26 protein-coding genes and 2 tRNA genes are annotated in these 22,313 nt (G+C 69.5%); 14 read left to right on the plus strand and 14 right to left on the minus strand.

The window, feature by feature from the left end:
- Positions 1–76: 76 nt before the first annotated feature.
- The 3 genes from ACTU3I_RS17005 to ACTU3I_RS17015 are packed head-to-tail and all read left to right on the plus strand — an operon-like array spanning position 77 to position 2,260.
- Positions 77–1,333, plus strand: a complete 1,257-nt coding sequence (locus ACTU3I_RS17005; protein WP_442926912.1) for a DNA polymerase IV — start codon at positions 77–79, stop codon at positions 1,331–1,333.
- A gap of 38 nt (positions 1,334–1,371) precedes the next feature.
- Positions 1,372–1,692, plus strand: coding sequence for a hypothetical protein (locus ACTU3I_RS17010; protein WP_442926913.1), 321 nt, complete (start codon positions 1,372–1,374; stop codon positions 1,690–1,692).
- A gap of 46 nt (positions 1,693–1,738) precedes the next feature.
- Positions 1,739–2,260, plus strand: coding sequence for a hypothetical protein (locus ACTU3I_RS17015; RefSeq protein ID WP_442926914.1), 522 nt, complete (start codon positions 1,739–1,741; stop codon positions 2,258–2,260).
- On the opposite strand, the gene ACTU3I_RS17020 is transcribed toward ACTU3I_RS17015, so the two are convergent.
- Positions 2,261–2,806, minus strand: coding sequence for a YaeQ family protein (locus tag ACTU3I_RS17020; protein WP_442926915.1), 546 nt, complete (start codon positions 2,804–2,806; stop codon positions 2,261–2,263). It lies immediately after the preceding gene.
- 35 nt (positions 2,807–2,841) lie between these two features.
- Here ACTU3I_RS17020 and ACTU3I_RS17025 point away from each other — a divergent pair, with 35 nt between their 5' ends.
- Entirely contained in the window at positions 2,842–4,062 is a 1,221-nt protein-coding gene (locus tag ACTU3I_RS17025) for a M23 family metallopeptidase (protein WP_442926916.1), read from the plus strand.
- A gap of 13 nt (positions 4,063–4,075) precedes the next feature.
- On the opposite strand, the gene ACTU3I_RS17030 is transcribed toward ACTU3I_RS17025, so the two are convergent.
- From ACTU3I_RS17030 to ACTU3I_RS17055, 6 genes are all read right to left on the minus strand, one after another.
- Entirely contained in the window at positions 4,076–4,576 is a 501-nt protein-coding gene (locus ACTU3I_RS17030) for a DUF2017 family protein (protein WP_442926917.1), read from the minus strand.
- Positions 4,573–4,863, minus strand: a complete 291-nt coding sequence (gene clpS, locus ACTU3I_RS17035; RefSeq protein ID WP_442926918.1) for an ATP-dependent Clp protease adapter ClpS — start codon at positions 4,861–4,863, stop codon at positions 4,573–4,575. The genes ACTU3I_RS17030 and clpS overlap by 4 nt, the downstream gene beginning before the upstream one ends.
- On the minus strand, positions 4,860–5,243 hold the full coding sequence (locus tag ACTU3I_RS17040) for a metallopeptidase family protein (protein ID WP_442926919.1): 384 nt from the start codon (positions 5,241–5,243) through the stop codon (positions 4,860–4,862). The genes clpS and ACTU3I_RS17040 overlap by 4 nt, the downstream gene beginning before the upstream one ends.
- Positions 5,244–5,245: 2 nt before the next feature.
- Positions 5,246–5,321: transfer RNA gene (locus ACTU3I_RS17045), tRNA-His, on the minus strand.
- 36 nt (positions 5,322–5,357) lie between these two features.
- Positions 5,358–5,984 carry an oligoribonuclease gene (gene orn / locus ACTU3I_RS17050; protein ID WP_442926920.1) on the minus strand — a complete coding sequence of 209 codons (627 nt, stop codon included), beginning with the start codon at positions 5,982–5,984 and terminating at the stop codon, positions 5,358–5,360.
- 79 nt (positions 5,985–6,063) lie between these two features.
- Positions 6,064–6,136, minus strand: a tRNA-Arg gene (locus tag ACTU3I_RS17055).
- 96 nt (positions 6,137–6,232) lie between these two features.
- Here ACTU3I_RS17055 and ACTU3I_RS17060 point away from each other — a divergent pair.
- Positions 6,233–6,442 (plus strand): methyltransferase, encoded by a 210-nt coding sequence (locus ACTU3I_RS17060; RefSeq protein WP_442926921.1) that lies wholly within the window; start codon positions 6,233–6,235, stop codon positions 6,440–6,442.
- A 1-nt stretch (position 6,443) separates the two neighbouring features.
- Here the strand turns inward: ACTU3I_RS17060 and yczE are convergent, their stop codons facing one another.
- Positions 6,444–7,073 (minus strand): membrane protein YczE, encoded by a 630-nt coding sequence (gene yczE / locus ACTU3I_RS17065; protein ID WP_442926922.1) that lies wholly within the window; start codon positions 7,071–7,073, stop codon positions 6,444–6,446.
- Between the two features lie 62 nt (positions 7,074–7,135).
- Here yczE and yczR point away from each other — a divergent pair, with 62 nt between their 5' ends.
- Positions 7,136–8,551 carry a MocR-like transcription factor YczR gene (gene yczR, locus ACTU3I_RS17070; protein WP_442926923.1) on the plus strand — a complete coding sequence of 472 codons (1,416 nt, stop codon included), beginning with the start codon at positions 7,136–7,138 and terminating at the stop codon, positions 8,549–8,551.
- On the opposite strand, the gene ACTU3I_RS17075 is transcribed toward yczR, so the two are convergent.
- Positions 8,552–8,797, minus strand: a complete 246-nt coding sequence (locus ACTU3I_RS17075) for a hypothetical protein (protein ID WP_442926924.1) — start codon at positions 8,795–8,797, stop codon at positions 8,552–8,554.
- Between the two features lie 69 nt (positions 8,798–8,866).
- Here ACTU3I_RS17075 and msrA point away from each other — a divergent pair, with 69 nt between their 5' ends.
- The 5 genes from msrA to ACTU3I_RS17100 all read left to right on the plus strand — a co-directional run bounded on the left by msrA (position 8,867) and on the right by ACTU3I_RS17100 (position 12,804).
- On the plus strand, positions 8,867–9,391 hold the full coding sequence (gene msrA, locus ACTU3I_RS17080; RefSeq protein WP_442926925.1) for a peptide-methionine (S)-S-oxide reductase MsrA: 525 nt from the start codon (positions 8,867–8,869) through the stop codon (positions 9,389–9,391).
- A 147-nt stretch (positions 9,392–9,538) separates the two neighbouring features.
- A complete protein-coding gene (locus ACTU3I_RS17085; protein ID WP_442926926.1) occupies positions 9,539–10,045 on the plus strand; it encodes a single-stranded DNA-binding protein in 507 nt (168 codons plus the stop codon).
- A 20-nt stretch (positions 10,046–10,065) separates the two neighbouring features.
- A complete protein-coding gene (locus tag ACTU3I_RS17090; RefSeq protein WP_442926927.1) occupies positions 10,066–10,569 on the plus strand; it encodes a DUF6993 domain-containing protein in 504 nt (167 codons plus the stop codon).
- 41 nt (positions 10,570–10,610) lie between these two features.
- Positions 10,611–12,290 (plus strand): energy-dependent translational throttle protein EttA, encoded by a 1,680-nt coding sequence (gene ettA, locus ACTU3I_RS17095; RefSeq protein ID WP_442926928.1) that lies wholly within the window; start codon positions 10,611–10,613, stop codon positions 12,288–12,290.
- On the plus strand, positions 12,283–12,804 hold the full coding sequence (locus tag ACTU3I_RS17100) for an acyl-CoA thioesterase (protein WP_442926929.1): 522 nt from the start codon (positions 12,283–12,285) through the stop codon (positions 12,802–12,804). Before ettA ends, ACTU3I_RS17100 begins: the two co-directional genes overlap by 8 nt.
- A 9-nt stretch (positions 12,805–12,813) precedes the next feature.
- On the opposite strand, the gene ACTU3I_RS17105 is transcribed toward ACTU3I_RS17100, so the two are convergent.
- Entirely contained in the window at positions 12,814–13,698 is an 885-nt protein-coding gene (locus tag ACTU3I_RS17105; RefSeq protein WP_442926930.1) for an acyl-CoA thioesterase, read from the minus strand.
- 47 nt (positions 13,699–13,745) lie between these two features.
- Here ACTU3I_RS17105 and ACTU3I_RS17110 point away from each other — a divergent pair, with 47 nt between their 5' ends.
- Positions 13,746–14,420: a hypothetical protein gene (locus ACTU3I_RS17110; RefSeq protein ID WP_442926931.1), complete on the plus strand. Its 675-nt coding sequence runs from the start codon at positions 13,746–13,748 to the stop codon at positions 14,418–14,420.
- A 35-nt stretch (positions 14,421–14,455) separates the two neighbouring features.
- On the opposite strand, the gene ACTU3I_RS17115 is transcribed toward ACTU3I_RS17110, so the two are convergent.
- The 4 genes from ACTU3I_RS17115 to pepN form a co-directional block, all read right to left on the minus strand.
- A complete protein-coding gene (locus ACTU3I_RS17115; RefSeq protein WP_442926932.1) occupies positions 14,456–16,120 on the minus strand; it encodes an FAD-binding dehydrogenase in 1,665 nt (554 codons plus the stop codon).
- 25 nt (positions 16,121–16,145) lie between these two features.
- On the minus strand, positions 16,146–16,583 hold the full coding sequence (locus ACTU3I_RS17120) for a globin (protein WP_442926933.1): 438 nt from the start codon (positions 16,581–16,583) through the stop codon (positions 16,146–16,148).
- The gene (locus ACTU3I_RS17125) at positions 16,580–17,755 is read right to left on the minus strand and encodes a mechanosensitive ion channel domain-containing protein (RefSeq protein ID WP_442926934.1); all 1,176 of its coding nucleotides are present in this window, start codon (positions 17,753–17,755) and stop codon (positions 16,580–16,582) included. Before ACTU3I_RS17125 ends, ACTU3I_RS17120 begins: the two co-directional genes overlap by 4 nt.
- Before the next feature lie 112 nt (positions 17,756–17,867).
- Complete coding sequence (pepN, locus tag ACTU3I_RS17130; protein ID WP_442926935.1) at positions 17,868–20,423, minus strand: aminopeptidase N; 2,556 nt, start codon at positions 20,421–20,423, stop codon at positions 17,868–17,870.
- Positions 20,424–20,537: 114 nt separating this feature from the next.
- Between pepN and ACTU3I_RS17135 the strand changes: the two genes are divergently transcribed.
- Together ACTU3I_RS17135 and ACTU3I_RS17140 are read left to right on the plus strand one after the other, a co-directional pair.
- On the plus strand, positions 20,538–21,725 hold the full coding sequence (locus ACTU3I_RS17135) for a ferrochelatase (protein ID WP_442926936.1): 1,188 nt from the start codon (positions 20,538–20,540) through the stop codon (positions 21,723–21,725).
- Positions 21,726–21,735: 10 nt separating this feature from the next.
- Positions 21,736–22,278: a ribose-5-phosphate isomerase gene (locus ACTU3I_RS17140; protein WP_442926937.1), complete on the plus strand. Its 543-nt coding sequence runs from the start codon at positions 21,736–21,738 to the stop codon at positions 22,276–22,278.
- Positions 22,279–22,313: the final 35 nt, after the last annotated feature.

Consider the following 22,313-nt stretch of genomic DNA (forward strand, 5'->3'; position numbering starts at 1 on the left):
CCGAATTTCGACCACAAGGCGCAACTCGATGAGCGTGCTCCGTCGTCGTGTCGGTGGGGCCGGGGAGAATGGACGCATGGGACGCGGCGACGGCACGGGACGACTGGTGTCGGCCGCCGGCGCCGATGACACCGGCACCGGCATCCTGCACGTCGACATGGACGCGTTCTATGCCTCGGTCGAGGTGCTCGACGATCCGTCCCTTCGCGGGAAACCGATCATCGTGGGTGCACCGGAGGGGCGCGGTGTCGTCTCCAGCGCCTCGTACGAGGCGCGCAGGTTCGGCGTGCGCTCGGCGATGCCGGTCTCGCAGGCGCTGCGCCTGTGCCCGACGGCGATCGTCGTCATGCCCCACTTCGACCGATACGTCGAGCTGTCCCGGCAGGTCATGGCGATCTTCGCCGACTACACACCGCTGGTGGAGCCGCTCTCCATCGACGAGGCATTCCTCGACGTGCGCGGTGCGCGACGTCTGTGGGGGAGCCCCGGGGTGATCGCGCGGATGCTGCGGGAGCGGGTGCTCGCCGAGACGGGTCTCACGTGCAGCATCGGCGTCGCCGCCACCAAGCACGTCGCGAAGATGGCCTCCACCATCAGCAAGCCCGATGGTCTCCTCATCATCGCGGAGGCCGATACTGCGTCGTTCCTGGCCGCGCGATCCGTCCGCGCGCTGTGGGGAGTCGGGCCCAAGGCGGCCGAGGCACTCGAATCCCGAGGCATCCGCACCGTCGCCGACATCCTCGCCGCTCCACAGTCGGTTCTCGATCGCGTGCTGGGCCCCGCCATGGGCGAGCGCGTCGCTCACCTGTCCCGCGGCATCGACGCCCGCGAGGTGCACACCGAGCGGGTCGAGAAGAGCATCGGCCACGAGGAGACGTTCTCCGAGGACATCGCCGACACGCGCGTACTCCACGTCGAGCTGCGGCGACTGGCCGACCGGGTCGGTGCGCGCCTGCGCCGGCATGGCGTGGAAGCTGCCACGGTCTCGATCAAGGTGCGCATGTCCGACTTCACCACCCTCAGTCGCTCTCGCACCCTCGCCGAACCGACAGCGGTCGGTCAGCGGATCGGAGACGCGGCGATCGAGATGTTCGACGGCATCTCACGCAGCCTCCCGATCCGCCTGATCGGCGTGCGCGGCGAGAAGCTCCGCGCGGCCGTCGGGCCGCTGGGTCTGTGGGACGACGACGAGGAGTGGCGCGCGGTCGAGGACGCGCTCGACGGCGCGTCGGAGCGGTTCGGACGCGGCGTCGTAACTCGCGCCGCTCTTCTCGGCCCTCGTCGCGACGACGGGGTGCTGCCGTCGAATCCGCTGCCGACCCACGAGCCCTGAGCCTGGGCAGCGCCGTGCCCGCAGAGTACGGTGGGTGCATGCCCAACATCGCACTGGAACTCGGCAAACAGGCCGCACAGCTCGGCGTCAACGCCGCGTACGGAGAGCAGCAGGACGTCGACGGCGTGCGGCTCATTCCGGTCGCTCTCACATGGTCGGGGTACGGCGGGGGCTCCGACGAGGCCGGCAACAACGGCGGCGGTGGCGGGGCGTACAGCGTTCCCGTGGGCGCGTACATCCGCCGCGGCGACGACATCCGGTTCGAGCCCAACATCGTGTCGTTCCTCGCCGTCGCGATCCCGTTCGTGTGGGTGGCCGGTCGGGCGCTCAGCCGTGTCATCCGCGCCCTCAAGAAGTAACCCCGACCCGTTCACCCGCGCTCTGGACGCCGCCGTGAATGCGGCGGTGTCAGCGGTGCGCGCGGTGGCCGCTGCGAACCCGGTCGTCCTCGTCGACGGGCGAAGCGGCGCGGGCAAGACGACGTTCGCGCGAGAGCTGGCCGCGCGGTGGCCGCAGCGCGGGCGTGTGCAACTTGTCGCGCTCGATGACGTGTATCCGGGGTGGGACGGCCTCCGCGACGGGGTCGATTACGCCTGCTCCACGATCCTGGCGCCCCACGCGCGCGGTGTGGTCGGGGTATGGGAGCGGTGGGACTGGAGCACGTCGGAGCGGGCGGAGGCGCATGCGATCGACCCGTCGCTTCCGCTCATCGTCGAGGGGTCCGGCCTCCTGACGCCCGTCACCGCGCGCCTAGCGGACGTGCGGGTGTGGCTGGATGCTCCCGTCGCCAGCCGACGGGCGAGGGCGCTGACCCGCGACGGCGACGCGTATCGGCCGCACTGGGAGCGGTGGGCTGCGCAGGAGGATCGCCATGTCGCCGACGACGAGCCCCTGTCGCACGCGAGTCTGACGGTCGCCCTGCCCTGATCAGAGCGCGTCGAGCGCCTGATCGACGATCTCCGACTCCAGGGCCGTGCCGTTGAGCTCGAGGTAGAGGCGTCGCTCGGTCACCGACACGGTGAGGGCGTTTCGTCGTTCGATGAACGCGGCGGCGCGGTCGAGGAATCCCGGATCGAAACTGTGGAGGGCGATGTCCGCAGCGTCGTGGATCCGCTTGCCCGTCCAGGTGGCCACGAGCTTCACCGGATCGCGGTGCGTGTACACGGCCGTCCTGTCCGCCAGCCGGCTTCCGTAGTGCAATCTCTCGGCATCCGGGGCCCCGACCTCGATCCACGCGGTCAGTCTCCCGGTGTCGTCCCGTACGAGCACGGCCGGCTCGTCGGTGGTCGAGATGCCCTCGCTGAACGTGATGCCGGTCTCGTACTCGAGGCAGTACGCGAGCACGCGGGTGAGCATGAACGCGCCGGTCTCGGACGGGTGGCGGGCGACGCGCAGCGAGAGCTGCTCGTAGACGCCGCGGTCGATGTCGGCAAGTTCGACGTCGAATGTGTGCATCGTCGCGCCGGCAGCCATAGCTCTCGAGCCTACTGAGCTTCCATACTGAGTCCATGCACCGCGTGCCCGCCGCAGTCGTCCTTGCCGCCGCCGCCGTCCTCGTTCTCGTCGGATGTTCCGCGCCGGAGTCTGACCCCGAGGCCACCCCCACGCCACCGACGCCCGCCGACGTGCCCGAAGACGACTTCACGCCGGTCATCGCGCGGGTGCTCAGCGTTCCGCGGGGGGTGCCGACGACGGACGGCCGCGTGCACATCGCCTATGAGCTCGCCCTGAGCAACGTCACCTCGCAGACGGCGACCATCGAGTCGATAGACGTGCTCGACGGGAGCGGTTCGTCCCTGGAGCGTCTCGACGGTGATGCGATCGTCCCCTGGGTGGCCGTCTCGGGCGCGCCCGAGCCCGGTCGTGTCCTGGGTCCCGGGCAGGGGGCCCTGGTGTGGCTGGACGTCGTGGTCGATTCCATGGCGGAGCTCCCCGAGGTCCTGGCACACGACGTGACCTTCGGATTCGAGCCCGGCGCGCTCCCGGTCATCAGCGACGAGATGACCGAACGCCTGGCCGTGACGGAGGTGGATCCGGCACCGCCTGTCGTCATCAGCCCCCCGCTGGCGGGCGACGGCTGGCTCAACGGCAACAGCTGCTGCGCCGTCACCCCCCATCGCGGGGCGGTGAACCCGATCGACGGGGCGTACCATGCGCCCGAGCGCTACGCGATCGACTACGTGCAACTCGACGCCGATGGCGCGTTCGTCACGGGGCCCGTCGACGAGCTGGCGAGCTATCCCTATTTCGGCTCCGACATCCTCGCGGTCGGCGACGGTCCGATCGTGTCGATGCGATTCGACCTCCCCGAGCAGACGCCGGGGGCGAACCCGACCGGGCTCACGCTCGACGAGTACGGCGGCAACCACATCGTTCAGGACCTCGGCGACGGGGTGTACGCGTTCTACGCGCATCTGCAGCCCGACAACCCGATGAGGGTCGAGGTCGGTCAGGAGCTGGAGCGCGGTCAGGCGATCGCCCTGCTGGGCAACACCGGCAACACCGACTCCCCGCACCTGCACTTCCACCTCATGGATTCGCCCAGTCCACTCGGGTCCAACGGCATCCCCTTCGTCTACGACGCGTTCGAGCTGGCGGGGGAGATCACCGCCGACGACCTCTTCGCTCACCTGTCGGATGGGGGTCCGTTCACCGTCTCCGCCAGCGAATCGGGGAAACGTGAGGACCTGTACCCGTTGTGGCTCACCGTCACCGACTACCCCGGATGACGCGACGAGGGCCTCAGCCGTCGACGGCCTGGAGCAGCCCCTCGAGCCGTTGACCGAGCCAGTCGTACAGAAGGTATCGGGAATCGTCGTCGCGGCGGTCGTCTTCGTCGTCGATCCCGAGGCGCGAAGCCAGCACGAGGCGCATGGCCGCCAATGCGCGCAGCCACGCGGCGGTCTGCTCCCCGTCGAGCGTGACGAGCCGCGGCGTGAGAGCACGCGCCTCGTCGAGGTCTTCCGGTGCGGGGAGATCACCGGTCGCGCTCAGGGTCGACAGCATCGTTCGGGCATCGGCGGCGCGGCGACCCAGGAGGTCGTCGCCGGTGAGTCGCCGGAACTCTTCGGATGCCGGGGGGTCATCGGGGTACGCATCGGGAACGAGGCGGTGGACGGCGGGGTCGCGCGGCGCCGCCGCGCCGGTGTTCTCGACCAGTTCGAGGAACTGGGTCGTCAGCGCGGAGAGATGAGCGGCTTCGATGGTCGTGATCTCGAGGAGGAGTCGCGTTCCGTCGCTCATTCGCCGGCCCTCCGTACGGTCGCCCAGAGCCCGTAGTCGTGCATCGCCCGCGTGTGCAGCTCCATCTGCTCGCGCGCACCCTCGGCCACGATCGCCGAGCCCTTCTCGTGCACGAGCATCATCAACCGAGTGGCCTCGGGCGAGGAGTATCCGAAGTACTCGCGGAAGACGTGCACGACGTAGCTCATGAGGTTCACCGGATCGTTCCAGACCACCGTCTGCCAGGGCCGGTCCACGAGCGCGACGTCGTCGAGCTCTACATCGTCCTTCGTGAGCGTGGCGGTCATGCCCATCCCAGTTCGTGAAGCCGCGCGTCGTCGATGCCGTAGAAGTGGGCGATCTCGTGCACGAGCGTCGTATGGATCTCGTCTTGCAGCTGCGGCAGGGTGTCGCACGCCGCCAGGTGCGGTTCGCGGTACACGATGATGCGATCGGGGAGTTCCCCGGCGCTGCCGTACCGGTCGCGCTCGGTCAGGGCCCAGCCGTCGTACAGGCCGAAGAGGTCGAGCGAACCGTCTTCGGGTCGGTCCTCCACCACGAAAACGACGTTGTCCAGGCCCGCCACCATGTCATCGGGCAGGCGGTCGAGCTCCTCGATCACGAGCTGCTCGAATGCCGCCGCATCCAGATCGGCCGGGCGCCGACCCGGAATATCGGTGTCACTCATCTTGGGGTGAGTAACGGGACTTGAACCCGCGACCCCCTGGACCACAACCAGGTGCTCTACCGACTGAGCTATACCCACCATGTGCCCGTCGAACGGGACAACCTCATGATTCTCTCATACCGCGAAGGGGTATGACGACACCGCGCCGGCGGCCGCGGCGCGCGCGCCGTCGCTGGTAGGACCCGGCTCGGGGACGAACACGGCAGACCGGTAGTACGCCAGCTCGCGGATGGATTCGTGGATGTCGGCGAGCGCTCGGTGGCCGCCGTTCTTGGCCGGCGCGTGGATGTACGCGCGGGGGAACCACCGCCGGGAGAGCTCTTTGATGCTCGATACGTCCACGTTGCGGTAGTGCAGCCACCGGTCGACGCGCGGCATGTATTTCGCCAGGAACATGCGATCGGTGCCGATCGTGTTGCCCGCCAGCGGCGCCTTGGCCTCGAGCGGGACGAATCGCTGGATGTACTCCAGGGCCTGAAACTCCGCATCGGCGACGCTGACGCCCCCGGGGATCTCGTCGAGGAGGCCCGAGGTGCGGTGCATCCCGGTCACGAACTCGCTCATGTTCGCCAGCGCCGAGTCGTCGGGTTTGATCACCACCTGGAATCCCGGGTCGAGCACCTGCAGCTCGAAGTCGGTGATCACGACAGCGATCTCGACGAGTTCGTCGACCGCGAGGTCGAGTCCGGTCATCTCGCAGTCGATCCATACGAGGCGGTCGTTTGCGGAAGGCCCCACCATGCCGCCCATCCTATCGACGGCCCCGACACGGGAAGGCCGGGCCGGCGAATGGAAGTCTCCCCAGACACGATCCGAGAAGTCCCCCAGACACGATTCGAACGTGTGACCGGCGGATTAGAAGGCCGCTGCTCTATCCACTGAGCTACTGGGGGTCGGCATCCAGCGTACCGACGCCACGCCGTCACGCGCACTGGCATCGGGGCCGGATGCGGCGTAGCGTCGAGAACGCACCGCGGAAGGAGTCGAAGATGACTGAGACCACGACCCGCCGCCTCTGGGTGGCTTACGGGCCGATCGGCGCCGTCGGCAAGATCCAGAAGGACGGCGACGGGTACACCGTGCAGATGGCCGGCGCGCCGGAGCCGCTGGGCACCTATCCTTCGATGGATATCGCCAAGCGAGCGCTGCAGTCTCATCTGAAGCCCGGGGCCGAGGCACCCGAGTACCGCGAGCACTGACTCAGCGGAGAACCCGGACGCGGGCCGCAGCCAGCTCCGCGGCGACCGTCCGGGAGCGCACCGGGACGTCGAACAGCGGCAGCGCGACGTGGACGAGCGGACCGATGCAGACGGCGAAGACCACCGTGCCGATGCCCACGGTTCCGCCGAGCCACCATCCGATCACGAGCACGGTGCCCTCGACCGTCAGACGGCAGAGCCAGATCGGGGCGCCGAGTCGGGCGTGAAGACCCGTCATGAGGCCGTCGCGCGGGCCCGGTCCGAAATGCGCGCCGATGTAGAGCCCCGAGGCGATGGCCACGAGCACCACTCCCGAGGCCAGCATCGAGGCCTGGCCGACGATCGTGTCAGGCCTCGGCAGCACGGCGAGGGTGGCCTGCATGCTCGTGCCGACCAGCGCGATGTTCGCGACGGTTCCGACTCTCGGATGCTGACGCAGCGGTAGCCAGGCGAGGAGGACGGCCGCTCCGAGCAGGTTCGTGACCCAGCCGACTCCGAGTCCGACCCGCTCGCTCAGCCCCTCGGCGAGCACGGTCCAGGGATCGACGCCGAGTCCCGCCTGCAGCGTGAAGGCGGTTCCGGCGCCGTACAGGATCAGCCCGACGAGGAGCTGGGTGACGCGGCGGGGCATGCTGCCATTCCACCGCAGAATTGGACCACTGGCCAAATGCCAATACCGATAGACTGGCCTGCGTGGATTCCCGAATCAGCGCGCGCGCGCTGGCCGCGGCGCTCGGCGGCTGGCGCAGCAGCGAGCCGGTGTATGAGGCGCTGGCCGACGCCATCCGGCTCCTCTGCCTGGACAATCGCCTCCCCGCCCACACGGCCCTGCCGGCGGAGCGCGAACTCGCCGCGGCACTGGATCTGAGCAGGACGACCGTCGCAGCGGCCTATCGCAGTCTCCGTGACACCTCTCACATCCGCAGCGTCCGCGGGTCGGGGAGCGTGACTCTTCCCCTCGCGCGTCGCGACCCCGGCACGCGGCGGGCGATGGCCGACGCGATCGATCTCCAGCAGGCCTCGCCGCCCGCCTGGCCGGGGCTCGCCGGCGTGTTCGGCGAGGTCGCGACCCGTGCCGCGTCGCTCGTCGCGCGATCGGGGTACGACGTCGTCGGTCAGCGGGCGCTCCGAGAGGCCGTCGCCGAGCGGTACCGGGAGCGGGGGATCCCGACCGACGCCGACGAGGTGCTCATCACCTCGGGGGCGCAGAGCGCGATCCACCTGATCGCGTCGGTGATGCTCGGACGCGCCGACCGCGTACTCATCGAGACGCCGACCTACCCGCACGCGGCAGACGCGTTCCGGCAGGCGGGCGGTCGCCTGGTCGCCGTCCCCGTGACGACAGAGGAGGGCTGGGACCTCGATCGAGCGGAGCAGGCGTTCGCGCGGACTCTCCCCGTCCTCGCCTACCTCATGCCCGTCTTCCAGAATCCGACCGGGCGCACGATGACGCCGCACGAGGCGGATGTCGTCGCCCGGGCGGCCGAACGCGCCGGCACGGTGCTCGTGATCGATGAGACGACCGGCGAACTCGCCATCGACGGAGGCGGTGCGGAGGCCTTCGCCGATCACGACGACGTCATCCGGCTCGGTTCGCTGGGCAAGACGGTCTGGGGCGGGCTCCGGGTCGGGTGGGTGCGGGGTCCGCGGGAGGTTCTGCAACGCCTTGCCGCGGCCAGACCGGTGCACGACCTCGGAACGGCCGAGTTCGAGCAGGCGGTGGCGTTGGCGCTCCTTCCTCGCATGACGGAGATCATCGCTCAGCGCGCCGGTCACCTGCGGACGGGGCGCGACGCGCTCGTGACGGCCCTCGCCCGCACGCTGCCGTCGTGGACCGTGCCGACGGTGGAGGGCGGGCTGTCGCTGTGGGTGGAGCTGGACGCTCCGCTCAGCTCGCCGCTGGTGATCGCCGCCCGAGCCCGCGGGCTCTACCTCTCCGCGGGTGCGCGGTTCGCGGTCGAAGGCGGACACGACCGGCACCTGAGGCTGCCCTTCACCGCGCCGGCCGACGAGCTCGTCCGCGCCGTCGATGTGCTGGCCGATGTCTGGCCCGGTGTGCTCGCGGCGGCGCCGCTCTCCCGTCTGGAGCGCCTGGACGCGCTGGTGTGATCATCGGGCGTAGCGCAGGCAGTCGCACGCCTCCTCGGGCGTCCAGAATTCGCCCAGGGGGAGGAACGTGCCCGTCGATGCGTGGAAGCGCTCGGCGGCATAGCGCCACCCCGCGTCGGTGTGCACGGCGTGGACGTGTCCTGCGATGCGACCGGCGCGATCGGTGACGCGCCACCGTCCCCGTGCCACCCGTGAGAGGCGCGCCCACCCGGGAGCGACGATTTCGGGGCCTTCGGTGAGGAGCATGCCCTCACGCTACGAGGGGGGTCCGACATCGGACGCGGCGTAGGCTCGAAGTGCGACGGGAGGGAAACCATGGAGACATATGTCGTGGCCGGCGGCTGCTTCTGGTGTTTGGACGCGGCGTATCGCGCGCTCCGCGGGGTGACCTCGGTGGTGTCCGGCTATACCGGCGGCCAGGTCGAGGATCCTTCGTATGAGGCGGTCTGCACCGGCGGTACCGGGCACGCCGAGGCCGTCGCTGTCACGTTCGATCCCGAAGTCATCCCGGCGGAGATCATCCTCGACGCGTTCTTCACGATGCACGATCCCCGGCAGCTGAACCGGCAGGGCAACGACGTCGGAACCCAGTACCGCAGCGCCATGTTCCCTGCCGACGACGCCCAGCGCGAGGCGTTCGAGCGCGCACGAGACCGCGCGACCGAGTGGTGGGACGGCAGTGTCGTGACGACGATCGAACCGCTCGGCGTGTACTACCCGGCCGAGGACTACCACCAGGACTTCTTCGCGAAGAACCCCACGCAGGGGTACTGCCTGGCCGTCGCCGTTCCCAAAGTTTCCAAGGTGCGCGCGCGGTTCGCTGAGTACGTCTCCGCCTGACCTTTCCTCCCCAGGCCTGCCCCGAAGCGGGTTCTCCCCAGACGGCCGGGCGCAGCCGCGCTGCTGCGCGCGGCGTGGTCACCATGGGCTGAGCTCCGGTGACCGACGGGCACGCGGTCGCCGGAGCCTTCGAGGAAGGAATGTGTCATGACCGAGATCATCACGGTGACGGGCAACCTCACCGCCGACCCGGAGCAACGACCGTTGGGCAACGGAACGAACGTCACCTCGTTCCGTGTGGCCGCGCCGCATCGTCGCTTCGACCGCGGGACGGGGCAGTGGGTCGACCAATACACGAATTTCTTCTCGGTGTCGGCGTTCCGCTCCTTAGGCGCGCACGCTCTGACCTCGCTGAAGAAGGGCGATCGAGTGATCGTCGTGGGGCGCCTCCACCTGCGTGCGTGGGACAACGGCACCCGCAGCGGCACGAGCGCCGACATCGACGCCGATGCGATCGGGCACGACCTGTTGTTCGGGAGCACCACGTACCATCCCGACGGCCGTCGCGAACCCGCGGCGACCACGGCCGACGAGACCACGGCGCGCGACAGCGGTGGCCGGGACGCCGACGGCTGGACGATCCCCGCCGGCGCACTCGTCGGCGTCGGCGGAGAAGAGGTCGACGCCGCCGAGCCGGATCCGACCCCGTTCTGAAGCCCCCGTAGACTCGACGTGTGGCCCGAACGCTCGTGACCCTGTCCGGCCGTGCGCGCCCGTGGGGGCGCGCCGCAGCGATTCTCCTGGTGCTCGCTCTCGCAACGGGGTGCGCCCCGTCAGAACCCGCGCCGTCCCCGACGACTGCGAGCGCGAGCCAGACGGCGACACCCACTCCCACGTCGACCGAACCGGCGTTCATGCGCGAAGGCACCGCGCAGGAGAACCTGCCCTACTTCGCATCGGTGGTCCGATCGGTGTGGATTGGGCCTGAGCCGGTGGCCGGCCGCGCATACGTCGACGCCCTCGCGGCCGCCGGGTTCGACAAGGCGGCCATGCAGGTGACGGCGGACGAGTCCACGGTGGGCAACCCCGCCGAGAGCATCCAGTTCTCCGTGCGCTGGGGCGACGAGTGCCTCGTGGGTCAGGTGGGCCCCGCCACCGGTGAGCCGGTGGCGACGGTGCTCCCCGGTCTGGAAGACGGCGGCTGCCTCATCGGCACCACCCGCACGATCGACTGGTGAGGCGTCGGCCCTCCGGGGCCTCACCGTAGACTGGGAGCGCTATGGCCGAATATATCTACTCGATGGTGCGCGCCCGGAAGTCCGTGGGCGACAAGGTTATTCTCGACGACGTCACGATGGCGTTCCTCCCCGGCGCGAAGATCGGCATGGTGGGTCCGAACGGGGCGGGTAAGTCGACCATCCTGAAGATCATGGCGGGGCTGGACACCCCCTCCAACGGAGAGGCGAAGCTCAGCCCGGGTTTCAGCGTCGGTATCCTGCTGCAGGAGCCCGAGCTCGACGAGTCCAAGACGGTTCTCGAGAACATCCAGGACGGCGTGGCCATCAAGGCCAAGCTCGATCGCTTCAACGAGATCTCCGCACTCATGGCCGACCCCGACGCCGATTTCGACGCGCTCCTGGCGGAGATGGGGACGCTGCAGGAGGAGATCGACGCCGCAGACGGCTGGGACCTCGATTCTCAACTCGAGCAGGCGATGGACGCCCTCCGGACGCCGCCCGCCGATGCCGCCATCGGACCTCTCTCCGGTGGTGAGAAGCGCCGCGTGGCGCTGGCGAAGCTGCTCTTGCAGAAACCCGACCTCCTGCTGCTGGACGAGCCCACGAACCACCTCGACGCGGAAAGCGTCCTCTGGCTCGAGCAGCACCTGCAGGCGTACAAGGGTGCCGTCATCGCCGTCACGCACGACCGGTACTTCCTCGACCACGTCGCCGAATGGATTGCCGAGGTGGATCGCGGACGGCTCATCGGCTACGAAGGCAACTACTCGACCTACCTGGAGAAGAAGGCCGAGCGCCTCGACGTCCAGGGCAAGAAGGACGCCAAGCTGGCCAAGCGTCTCAAGGACGAGCTGGAATGGGTGCGCAGCAGCGCCAAGGGACGCCAGACGAAGTCCAAGGCGCGACTGGCGCGTTATGAGGAGATGGCAGCGGAGGCCGAGCGCACCCGCAAGCTCGACTTCGAGGAGATCCAGATTCCCGCCGGTCCGCGTCTGGGCAACGTCGTCATCGAGGCGAAGAAGCTGAAGAAGGGCTTCGACGGCCGGTCCCTCATCGACGGACTGAGCTTCAGCCTGCCGCCGAACGGCATCGTGGGCGTCATCGGTCCCAACGGTGTCGGAAAGACGACGCTGTTCAAGACCATCGTCGGGCTGGAGCCCCTCGACGGTGGCGAGCTGAAGATCGGCGAGACCGTCAAGATCAGCTACGTCGACCAGTCGCGGGCGAACATCGACCCGACCAAGACGTTGTGGGAGGTCGTCTCCGACGGGCTCGACATCATCACGGTCGGAAAGATCGAGATCCCCTCGCGCGCATACGTCTCGAAGTTCGGCTTCAAGGGACCCGACCAGCAGAAGAAGGCGGGCGTCCTCTCCGGTGGCGAGCGCAACCGGCTGAACCTCGCGCTGACCCTCAAGGAGGGCGGCAACCTGCTGCTGCTGGACGAGCCGACCAACGACCTCGACGTCGAGACCCTGTCCAGCCTGGAGAACGCGCTCCTCGAGTTCCCCGGTTGCGCCGTGGTCATCACGCATGACCGGTGGTTCCTCGACCGCATCGCCACGCACATCCTCGCGTACGAAGGGACTGCGGAGAAGCCGGACCAGTGGTACTGGTTCGAGGGGAACTTCGAGGCGTACGAGCAGAACAAGATCGAGCGTCTGGGTCCGGATGCGGCCAACCCGTCGAAGTCGACGTACCGCAAGTTGACCCGTGACTGAGTACACCGCGCGCGTCGAGCCGGTGGCCACCGGCCGGAGGCTCCACATTCCGATCCCGCTTCGGTGGGGCGATCTCGACGCGTACAACCACGTCAACAACACCGCCATGCTCCAGTTGCTGGAGGAGTCGCGCGTGCGCGCATTCTGGCAGGCTCTTCCGGGGGAGACCGCACCGCCCACCGCCGTCCTTCGTCCGGGTCTCGACACCGGGGTGCTCACCCTCGTGGCCCGGCAGGAGGTCGAGTATCTCGCTCCGGTGCCGTACGGCCGCTACCCCCTCGACGTGCAGCTGTGGTTCGGCAAACTCGGGGGCTCGAGCGTCGAGGTCTGCTATGAGGTGTGCAGTCCTCCGGAGACCGCCGGTGACGGCGGCCAGGTCGTCTACGCTCGCGCGTCAACCGTCGTCGTGAAGGTGGACGCCGCGTCGGGAAAGCCCCTTCGTCTCAGCGCCGAAGAGCGCGCCGCGTGGGAGCCGTTCCTCGACGAGCCGATCGCCTATTCGCACCGACGCTGAACCGCGTCCTCACCCACCGGCGGGATCGTCGGGTACGCGCACCATGATCTCCTGCGCGACGCTCGCGGCCAGCACGCCGTCCCGGGAGTAGATGCGGCCGGTCGCGAGGCCCCTCCCGCCCCGCGCACTGGGCGACTCCTGCACGTAGAGCAGCCACTCATCCACGCGGGCGTCGCGATGCCACCACATGGCGTGATCGAGGCTGGCGACTTTCAGTCCCGGGTGCGACCACGCCACACCGTGCGCCCGCAGAATGGACTCCTGGATCGTCAGGTCGCTCAGGTACGCCAGCGCAGCGCGGTGCAGGAGCAGATCGTCGGGCATGGCGCTGCGCGCCCGCATCCACACGGCCTGCCGCGGCACCGATTCGCCCTCGACGCGCTCGTAGAGCGGCGAGGGGATGTGACGGAGGTCGACCGGGCGATCGGCGAAGAGGCGCTGCGTCATCGGATGCTGCGCCGCTGCCCCCATCTCGAGATCGGGGATGTCCTCCGGCGCAGGCACGTCGGGCATCGGCTCCGCATGATCCAGTCCGCCGTCGTCGTCCTGGAACGAGGCGATCATGGAGAAGATCGGCAGGCCCTCCTGGAACGCCTGCGTGCGACGCGTGGAGAACGACCGGCCGTCATGGATACGGTCGACGGCGAAGGTGATGGGGGAGGCGACGTCCCCGGCGCGCAGGAAATACCCGTGCATGGAATGCACGCGGCGCTCGGGCGGAAGCGTGCGGGAAGCGGCGACCAGCGACTGCGCCAGGACCTGGCCGCCGTACACGCGCCGAGTGGGCATCGGATGGGAGATACCGGTGAAGATGTCTTCGCTCGTTCGTGCTCCGGCGTCGCGCAGACTCAGAACCCCGAGCAATGCCTGCACCGGATCGATCGCGTCCGACACGTGTCCTCCAGACCGGCGGCGGTCCGCCCCTTGGTAGTTTAGGGCGGGTGCCCGAGCGCTTGAGATTCCCCGACGCAGACGCCGCCGCAGACCTGCTCACCTTCGCCGGTCGGGCGGTGCGGCTCGGCGACGGCGCAGTGAGGCTGCAGGGCGGGAGCGGCGCTCTCGTGATCACGACGGCGCCGCTGGCGCCCCAGACGCTTCTGGATTCCACTCCGACGGTGCTGGGTATGCGCATCTTGCCGATCGATCCCGAGCTCCAGTGCGACGTCGTGGTGTCAGCGGAAACCCTCGCCCTGGCGCCCGACGACCGCACCGCGGTCGTCCTTCCGGACAGTGCGGTCTCCGCACCCTGGGCGGGGATCTCCCCGCCGCGGCGCGGGTGGGAGCTCGCGGGCGGGCTCAGCGCGTCCGTGCTCGCGGCGCGCTCGCAGTGGGGGATCGCGGCGGTGGCGGATCAGCTGCCCGCGGATGCCGGCGAAGAAGTGGTGCACGCCGTCCGCTCGCACGTGTGGGGGGAGGCCGACGAAGCTCTGGGCGGCCTGCCGCTCGGGGTCGCGTTCGCGGCGTTCGCTCTCGGGTTCATCGCGGGCGAGGAGGATGCTGCGGTGCGGACGGTCGGATCCTGGACGCGGCTCACCCTTTCACGGGGACACGTGCTGACCCGCACGACCGTGCGCGCCGGTCTGACCCCGGTACGGCGAACGGGAAGCGGCGGATAAGAGGAGTCGCGGCCACGCCGACGCGGGCGCCGAGGTCACGACCCTGCCGCTGCGGCCCGCCCCGCCGCGCGGCCCGAGAAGAGGCATCCGCCGAGGAAGGTTCCCTCGAGGGCGCGGTATCCGTGGACGCCGCCCCCGCCGAACCCGCTCGCCTCTCCCGCCGCGTAGAAGCCGGGGACGGGCTCGCCGCCGGCGCCCAGCACGCGCGCCGACAGGTCGGTTTCGAGCCCGCCGAGAGACTTGCGGGTGAGCACGTGGAGCTTCACCGCGATGAGGGGCCCTGCCGAGGGGTCGAGGATGCGGTGGGGGAAGGCCGTGCGGATGATCCGGTCGCCGCGGAACGCCCGCGCCGACCGGAGCATCGCGATCTGCGCGTCCTTGGTGAAGTCGTTCGCCATCTCACGGTCGCGCGCGACGAGCTCCGTGCGGACGCGTCCGACATCGAGCAGGTCGCCGCCGGGGAGCGCTGCCATCCCCTTGAGCAGCTCGTCGAGGCTGTCGCGCACCACGAAGTCGTCGCCGTGGTCCAGGAACGCTTGTACGGGGCCCGCCGCTCCCTTTCCGAGCCGCGAGCGCACCAGCAGCCCGAGGTCCTTGCCGGTGAGGTCGGGGTTCTGTTCGCTGCCTGAGAGGGTGAACTCCTTCTCCACGATGCGCGAGGACAGCACGAACCACGAGTGGTCGTGCCCGGTGCCGCGGAGATGCGCCAGCGTGCCCAGCGTGTCGAACCCCGGGAACAGCGGAGAAGGCAGCCGCCGCCCTGTCGCGTCGAGCCACACGGAAGAGGGTCCCGGAAGGATGCGGATGCCGTGGCCGGGCCAGACCGGATCCCAGTTGCGGATGCCCTCGACGTAGTGCCACATCCGGTCTCCGTTGATGAGGCGCCCGCCCGCCGACGACGCCACGGCGAGCATCGACCCGTCGACGTAGGCGGGGACGCCGGAGAGCATGGCTGCCGGCGGCGCGCCCAAGCGCGCGGGCCATTGCGCGCGCACGAGATCATGGTTGCCGCCGATGCCGCCGGAGGCGACCACCGTGGCCGAGGCGGTGATGCGGAAGTTGCGGAGCACCTCCCGCGACGACGCCGCCCCGCGCGGGGCTCCGCTGGGGGCGAGTACATCGCCGGCGGCTCCCGTCACGACGCCGTCGGAGAGCAGCAGCTCGCTGACGCGGTGGCGGGGGAGGATCGTCAGCCTGCCCGTGCGTTCCCCTTCTTCGACCGCTGCCTGGAACGGCGCCACGACACCGGGTCCGGTGCCCCACGTGATGTGGAAGCGCGGCACGGAGTTTCCGGGCCCGGTGGCGGTGTACCCGCCGCGCTCGGCCCATCCGACGATCGGGAAGAAGCCCATCCCGAGCTCCCGGAGCCATGATCGCTTCTCGCCGGCTGCGAACTCGAGATATGCCTCCGCCCACTGACGCGGCCAGTGATCCTCCGCGCGGTCGAACTCCGCCGTTCCCATCCAGTCCTGGCGAGCGAGGTCGAGGGAGTCGGTGATCCCCAGGCGGCGCTGCTCGGGCGAGTCGACGAAGAAGAGGCCGCCGAACGACCACCACGCCTGCCCGCCGAGGTTGGTGCGCGGTTCCTGGTCGACGAGCACGACGCGCTTGCCGGCGCGCAGGACCTCGGCGGCGGCGACGAGGCCGGCCAGCCCCCATCCGATGACCAGGACGTCGGTCTGCGTGGTCTGATCGGTCATGGCGACTCCTTCGTCGTCGTGTCGGTCAGCGGTTGTCGTCGCCGGTCATGGGGAGCGTCTGGCGAGCGCCGGCCGCACCCGGCGACATGGTGTTCACCATGGCATACGCGGCGCGGGACAGGTAGTCCCACAGGGTCTCTTCGTGCAGGGGCGCGAGGTGGAGCTCGTCGACCGCCGTGCGCATGCAGCGCAGCCATCGATCCCGCGCGTCGGGATCGACGGTGAACGGGAGGTGCCGCATCCGCAGTCGCGGATGACCACGCTGATCGCTGTATGTGGTCGGCCCGCCCCAGTACTGCATGAGGAAGAGGGTGAGCCGCTCCTCCGCGGGCCCCAGATCCTCTTCCGGGTACATCGGCTTGAGCACCGGATCGGCGGCCACCTCGCGGTAGAAGGTGCGGACGAGCCGACGGAACGTGGGCTCGCCGCCGATCTCCTCGAAGAACGTGATCGGCTCGCTCATGCGGGGGACTCCTCGGGCGGCTGCGTCGGCTTCTTGGGCGCGCGTTTGGCCGCCGGCGTCTTCGGCCCGGGCGGGGTCTCCGGCGCGTCGCCCGCGGCCGGCGGGGCACCCTCGGCAGGGTCCGGTTCCGCCGCGCGCTTGCGGCGCGGCTTCCAGACCGGGCGCTCGGGGACGGGAACCGGCGTGGGCTTGGTCTTCGGCGGGTTGGCGCCCTTGATCCGCGCGGCTCCCTCGAGCCCCGTGAGCATGATCGAGTTCAGCTGGGGGAGTTTCAGCCCGAGTTCGTCGATGGCGTTCTTCAGCCGCATCCGCAGTTCGCGGGCGACGTCGTCTTTCGCGTTGGCGCGCGTCTTCATGACGAGCCGGATAACGAGGGCGTCGCCGGTGACCGACTCCAGGCCCCACACCTCCGGCTGCTCGATCACGCGCGTGCGCCACTTGGGGTCCTTCGCCAGGGACTGCGCGGCGGTGAGCATCGACGACTCCACCTCTTTGATGTCGGCGTCGACGGGCACGGCCAGGTCGATGATGACGCGCGACCAGCCCTGCGACATGTTGCCGATGCGGGTGATCTCCCCGTTGCGGACGTACCAGAGCGTGCCGTTGACGTCGCGCACGTGGGTGATGCGGATGCTGACGTACTCCACGACGCCGGTGGCGAGGCCGAGGTCCACGACGTCGCCGATGCCGATCTGGTCCTCCGCGACGAGGAAGATGCCGTTGAGGACGTCCTTGACGATGTTCTGGGCGCCGAAGCCCAGGCCGGCGCCGATGGCGGCCGTGAGGAGTGTCAGCGACGCCAGGATGTCGGGCGCGACGATTCCCGCGATGAGCACGAGCGCGACGATGACGATGGCGACATTGACGATGTTCTGCAGGATCGATCCGAGCGTGCGCGTGCGCTGCACGAGCCGCACGGCGGCGATCGGAGACCGGTCGAGCGCCTGCGTGTCGTCGACGCGCGCCTTGTTCTTCGCGCCGTTCACGATGCGCCCCACGACGCGGCGGATGACGAATCGCAGCGCCCACGCCAACAGCACGCTGACGGCGATGACCACGACGACGTTGAGCGCCTTCAAGCCGATGTCCAGCGACAGCTCGCCGAACCAACCCCAGAAGTCCGGATCCGTCACGGCGGGGGGTTCGATCGGGGTCTCGGTCACAGCGAACATCGCTTCCATGCTAACGATGCGTGCCTCCGTGCCGCCTGTGCGCCGCCACGCCCTCTCTTGCGTGAATCGGCTGCGAAAACGGGCGTTTTCGCAGCCGATTCACGCAAGTGGGTCAGTCCTCGGCGTCGCGCTCCTGCGCCGACAACGCGCGCTCCACTCCCGCGAGGTTCTCGTTCACGAGCCGGCGCAGCGCGGGGGCGGCGTCGGGGTGCTCGGCCAGCCACGTGCGCGTCGCGTCGCGCAGCTCACGGTTCGCCAGAGCGGCCGGATACAGCCCGACGATGAGGTACTGCGCGATCTGATACGACCGCGACTCCCAGATCGGCAGCAGCATGTCGAAATACGGCCGGACGTACGCGGCGAGAGCGCCGACGGTGGCCGGATGCACGAAGCCGGCCGCGGCGGCGCGGACGATCGTGTTCGGGGCGTCGTCGCGCGTGATGAGCGAGTCCCACGCGGCGAGCTTGGCCTCGGCATCCGGAAGCGCAGCCTTGGCCTGCGCGGCGAACTCGCCGCCCTTGGCGGTGTTGTCCTCCGCCAGGGCGCGGTCGATGTCGGCCGTGGTCACGCGGCCGCCTGCCGCGAGGGACACCAGCAGCTGCCACGACAGGTCGGTGTCGATCGCGAGGCCGCCGAGAACCGTCGTGCCGTCGCGGAGGTCGCGCACACGCTGCCACTGCGCGTCGGTCGAGGCCGCGCTGGCGAACGCGGTGACGAACTGCAACTGGCTGTCGCTCCCGGCCTCGGCGGCGACGGCGAGCTCCCACAGGCCGTCGGCCACGCGCCGGCGCGTCGCGTCCCGATCGGCGGGGGTCACGTAAGCGTTCGCGGCCAGCTGCAGCTGGGCGAGAGTCGTGCGGACCGTGGTCGACTCGGTCTCCGACCCGATGTTGCGAAGCACCAGATCGATGTAGTCGCGCGCGGGGGCTTCGGCATCCCGGGTCTGGTCCCACGCGGCGCCCCACACGAGCGACCGCGCGAGCGGGTCGCGGATGTCCTTGAGGTGCGCGATCGCGGTCTTCAGCGAACGGTCGTCGAGTCGGATCTTGGCGTACGCGAGGTCCCGGTCGTTCAGCAGCACCAGGTCGGGTCGCTTCAGCCCCTTCAGCTCGGCGACATCCGTTCGATCTCCGTCGACGTCGAGTTCGAGGTAGTGCACACGCTCGAGTCCGCCGCCGGAGAGAGCGTAGAACCCGATTCCCAGGCGATGGGGCCGGATGGTCGGGTAATCGGCCGGGGCCGTCTGCACCACCGCGAACCGGGAGATGGTGCCGTCCGACGCCTCATCCAGAAGCGGCGAAAGCGTGTTCACGCCGGCCGTTTCCAGCCACTTCTTCGACCACGCCCCGAGATCGCGACCGCTCGTGGCCTCCAGTTCGGCGAGCAGGTCGCCGAGCTCGGTGTTCGACCACTCGTTCTTGGCGAAGTAGGCCGCGACGCCGGCGAAGAACTGCTCGATGCCGACCCAGGCCGCGAGCTGCTTGAGCACCGACCCGCCCTTGGCGTATGTGATGCCGTCGAAGTTGACCTGCACGTCCTCCAGGTCATTGATCTCGGCGACGACCGGATGCGTCGAAGGCAGCTGATCCTGGCGGTACGCCCAGGTCTTCTCCATCGCGTTGAAAGTCGTCCACGCCTCGGTCCACTCGGTGGCCTCGGCCGTCGCGATCGTGGAGGCCCACTCCGCGAACGACTCGTTCAGCCACAGGTCGTTCCACCACTTCATGGTGACGAGGTCGCCGAACCACATGTGCGCGAGCTCGTGCAGGATCGTGACCACCCGGCGTTCCTTGATGGCGTCGGTCACCTTGCTGCGGAAGACGTAGGTCTCGGTGAACGTCACCGCGCCGGCGTTCTCCATCGCCCCGGCGTTGAACTCCGGGACGAAGAGCTGGTCGTACTTGGCGAACGGGTAGGGGTAGTCGAACTTCTCCTCGTAGTACGCGAAGCCCTGACGCGTCTTCTCGAAGACGTAGTCGCTGTCCAGGTACTGCCACAGGCTCTTACGCGCGTAGACGCCCAGCGGAACGACCCGCCCGGAGGCGCTCGTCAACTCCGAGAACGTGGACTGGTACGGGCCGGCGATGAGGGCCGTGATGTACGACGAGATCGGCGGGGTCGGCTCGAACGTCCAGGTCGCGGTCGCGTCGCCGTGGCGCTTCGGTTCCGGGGTGGGGGAGTTGGAGACGACAGCCCACGGCTCCGGCGCCGTCACCGTGAACTGGAACGTCGCTTTGAGGTCGGGCTGCTCGAACACCGCGTACATCCGCCGGGAGTCGGGAACCTCGAACTGCGAGTACAGGTAGACCTCGCCGTCGACGGGGTCGACGAAGCGGTGGAGCCCCTCACCGGTGTTGGTGTAGAGGCAGTCGGCGTCGATCACCAACTCGTTCTCCCGCTCGAGACCGGCCAGCGTGATCCGCGAGTCGGCGAAGGCCTCCGTGGGCACGGCACGACCGTTCAGGGTGATCTCGCGAACCTCGCGCGCGATCAGGTCGATGAACGTGTCCGCGCCCGCGGTCGCGGCGAAGCGCACCGTGGTCCGCGAGCCGAACACCTCGTCGCCGCGAGTGAGGTCGAGGGCGACCTCGTATTCGATCCCGTGGGTGGTGTCGATGACGGCGCGACGCTCCTGCGCCTCGATGCGGGTGAGGTTCTCTCCAGGCACGTGCTCGCTCCCAGGGTTTCAGGACGGGGACGCCGCGGCGCTGCTGGCGCCGACGGCAACCGTCTCAGCCTAGACCCGGGGATGACCCCGCGAACGCGATGAGAGGATGACTGTGTGCCGTTCGATTCCCCGCGTGAGAACCTCCCCGCCGAAGAACCCGTCCCCTACGCGAGCGCCGCCGCGCGGCCCGGGCGTCCGTGGGTCGAAGAGGCCGTGGCCTACGACGGCGTCCTCCTGGCCGGCTTCGGCGGCCCGGAGGGACAGGACGATGTGATCCCGTTCCTGCGCAACGTCACCCGCGGCCGGGGGATCCCCGACGAGCGGCTGGAGGAGGTGGCGCACCACTATCGCCACTTCGACGGCATCAGCCCGATCAACGCGCAGAATCGCGCGCTGAAGCAGGCGATCGAAGCCGAGATCGCGCGCCGTGGCATCGGGCTGCCGGTGTATTGGGGCAACCGCAACTGGGAGCCCTACCTCGAGGGCGCCGTGCAGGAGGCCGCGGATGCGGGGCACACCACGCTCCTCGCGCTCGCCACCAGCGCGTACAGCTCGTTCTCCAGCTGCCGCCAATACCGCGAGGACTTCGCGCGGGTGCTGGAGAGCACCGGTCTCGCGGGCACGGTCACGATCGACAAGATCCGTCAGTTCTTCGACGTCCCCGGCTTCGTGGCGCCCTTCGTCGACGGCGTGCGTGCGGCCGTCGCCGGGTTCCGTCGGCAGGGCATCGCGTCGGGGGCGATCCGCGTGCTCTTCTCCACTCACTCGATCCCGCTCGCCGACGCCGAGCGGTCCGGCCCCCGCGACGTCGATTTCGGAGACGGCGGCGCCTACGCCGCGCAGCACCGCGCGGTCGCGGAGGTCGTGATGGCCGCCGTCGACGACGACGTCGCGTGGGAGCTGGTGTACCAGTCCCGCTCCGGCCCGCCCAGCCAGCCCTGGCTCGAGCCCGACGTGAACGATGCGATCGCCGCCCTCCCGGCGCAGGGAGTCGAGGCGGTCGCCATCGTTCCCCTCGGGTTCGTCAGCGACCACATGGAGGTGCTGTGGGACCTCGACACCGAGGCGCTTCAGGCCGCCGAAGAAGCGGGGCTGACGGCCGTGCGCACACCGACGCCCGGCGTCGACCCCTCTTACGTGTCCGGCCTGGTCGATCTCATCGAAGAGCGGCTGCGCGGCACGCCCGTCGCGGAGAGGCCGCACGAGACGGCCCTCGGGCCGTGGTTCGACGTCTGCCGGCCCGGATGCTGCGAGAACGTCCGCGCGGGGTTCAAGCCGGCCGCCGCGGGTGTTGCTCCCTAGGATGAGGCGCATGCGCATCCACATCGCCACCGATCACGCGGGCCTGGATTTCTCCACGCAGCTGCAGCAGCACCTCGCCGAGCAGGGTCACGAGGTGATCGACCACGGGCCGCTCGAGTACGACCCCGTCGATGACTATCCGGCCTTCTGCATCCGCGCGGCTCAGGCGGTCGTGCGCGACCAGGCCGCCGGCATCGAGACGCTCGGGGTGGTGTTCGGGGGCTCCGGAAACGGGGAGCAGATCTCCGCCAACAAGGTGCGCGGCGTTCGGGCGGCGCTGGTGTGGAACATCCCCACCGCCGAGCTGGCGCGACAGCACAACGACGCCAACGTGATCGCGATCGGTGCGCGCCAGCACACCTTCGAGGAGGCGGTGACGTTCATCGATCGGTTCATCGCCACCCCGTTCTCGGCCGAGGAGCGTCACGCGCGCCGAATCTCGCAGATCGCGGTGTTCGAGGAGAGTGGCGCGCTGCTGCCGGACCCTCGCGCGACGACCGCCGGGCCCGATGTGCTCGACGCGAGCGACTCCTTCGACCCTGAGGCGGGCTGATGCCCGCCGCAAGATCTTTCGATGCTCTCCTCGTT

The organism is Microbacterium sp. RD1, assembly GCF_052220165.1.
GTDB lineage: Bacteria > Actinomycetota > Actinomycetes > Actinomycetales > Microbacteriaceae > Microbacterium.

Excerpts from the sequence above, each read along its gene's own strand:
- ACTU3I_RS17125 (WP_442926934.1), bottom strand. The coding sequence starts at position 17,755 with ATGTTCGCTGTGACCGAGACCCCGATCGAACCCCCCGCCGTGACGGAT.
- orn (WP_442926920.1), bottom strand. The coding sequence starts at position 5,984 with ATGGTGGGGCCTTCCGCAAACGACCGCCTCGTATGGATCGACTGCGAG.
- msrA (WP_442926925.1), top strand. The coding sequence starts at position 8,867 with ATGGAGACATATGTCGTGGCCGGCGGCTGCTTCTGGTGTTTGGACGCG.
- ACTU3I_RS17120 (WP_442926933.1), bottom strand. The coding sequence starts at position 16,583 with ATGAGCGAGCCGATCACGTTCTTCGAGGAGATCGGCGGCGAGCCCACG.
- ACTU3I_RS17085 (WP_442926926.1), top strand. The coding sequence starts at position 9,539 with ATGACCGAGATCATCACGGTGACGGGCAACCTCACCGCCGACCCGGAG.
- ACTU3I_RS17075 (WP_442926924.1), bottom strand. The coding sequence starts at position 8,797 with ATGCTCCTCACCGAAGGCCCCGAAATCGTCGCTCCCGGGTGGGCGCGC.
- ettA (WP_442926928.1), top strand. The coding sequence starts at position 10,611 with ATGGCCGAATATATCTACTCGATGGTGCGCGCCCGGAAGTCCGTGGGC.
- ACTU3I_RS17030 (WP_442926917.1), bottom strand. The coding sequence starts at position 4,576 with ATGAGCGACGGAACGCGACTCCTCCTCGAGATCACGACCATCGAAGCC.
- yczE (WP_442926922.1), bottom strand. The coding sequence starts at position 7,073 with ATGCCCCGCCGCGTCACCCAGCTCCTCGTCGGGCTGATCCTGTACGGC.
- ACTU3I_RS17060 (WP_442926921.1), top strand. The coding sequence starts at position 6,233 with ATGACTGAGACCACGACCCGCCGCCTCTGGGTGGCTTACGGGCCGATC.
- ACTU3I_RS17140 (WP_442926937.1), top strand. The coding sequence starts at position 21,736 with ATGCGCATCCACATCGCCACCGATCACGCGGGCCTGGATTTCTCCACG.
- ACTU3I_RS17020 (WP_442926915.1), bottom strand. The coding sequence starts at position 2,806 with ATGGCTGCCGGCGCGACGATGCACACATTCGACGTCGAACTTGCCGAC.
- clpS (WP_442926918.1), bottom strand. The coding sequence starts at position 4,863 with ATGACCGCCACGCTCACGAAGGACGATGTAGAGCTCGACGACGTCGCG.
- ACTU3I_RS17040 (WP_442926919.1), bottom strand. The coding sequence starts at position 5,243 with ATGAGTGACACCGATATTCCGGGTCGGCGCCCGGCCGATCTGGATGCG.
- ACTU3I_RS17025 (WP_442926916.1), top strand. The coding sequence starts at position 2,842 with ATGCACCGCGTGCCCGCCGCAGTCGTCCTTGCCGCCGCCGCCGTCCTC.
- ACTU3I_RS17005 (WP_442926912.1), top strand. The coding sequence starts at position 77 with ATGGGACGCGGCGACGGCACGGGACGACTGGTGTCGGCCGCCGGCGCC.
- ACTU3I_RS17010 (WP_442926913.1), top strand. The coding sequence starts at position 1,372 with ATGCCCAACATCGCACTGGAACTCGGCAAACAGGCCGCACAGCTCGGC.
- ACTU3I_RS17115 (WP_442926932.1), bottom strand. The coding sequence starts at position 16,120 with ATGACCGATCAGACCACGCAGACCGACGTCCTGGTCATCGGATGGGGG.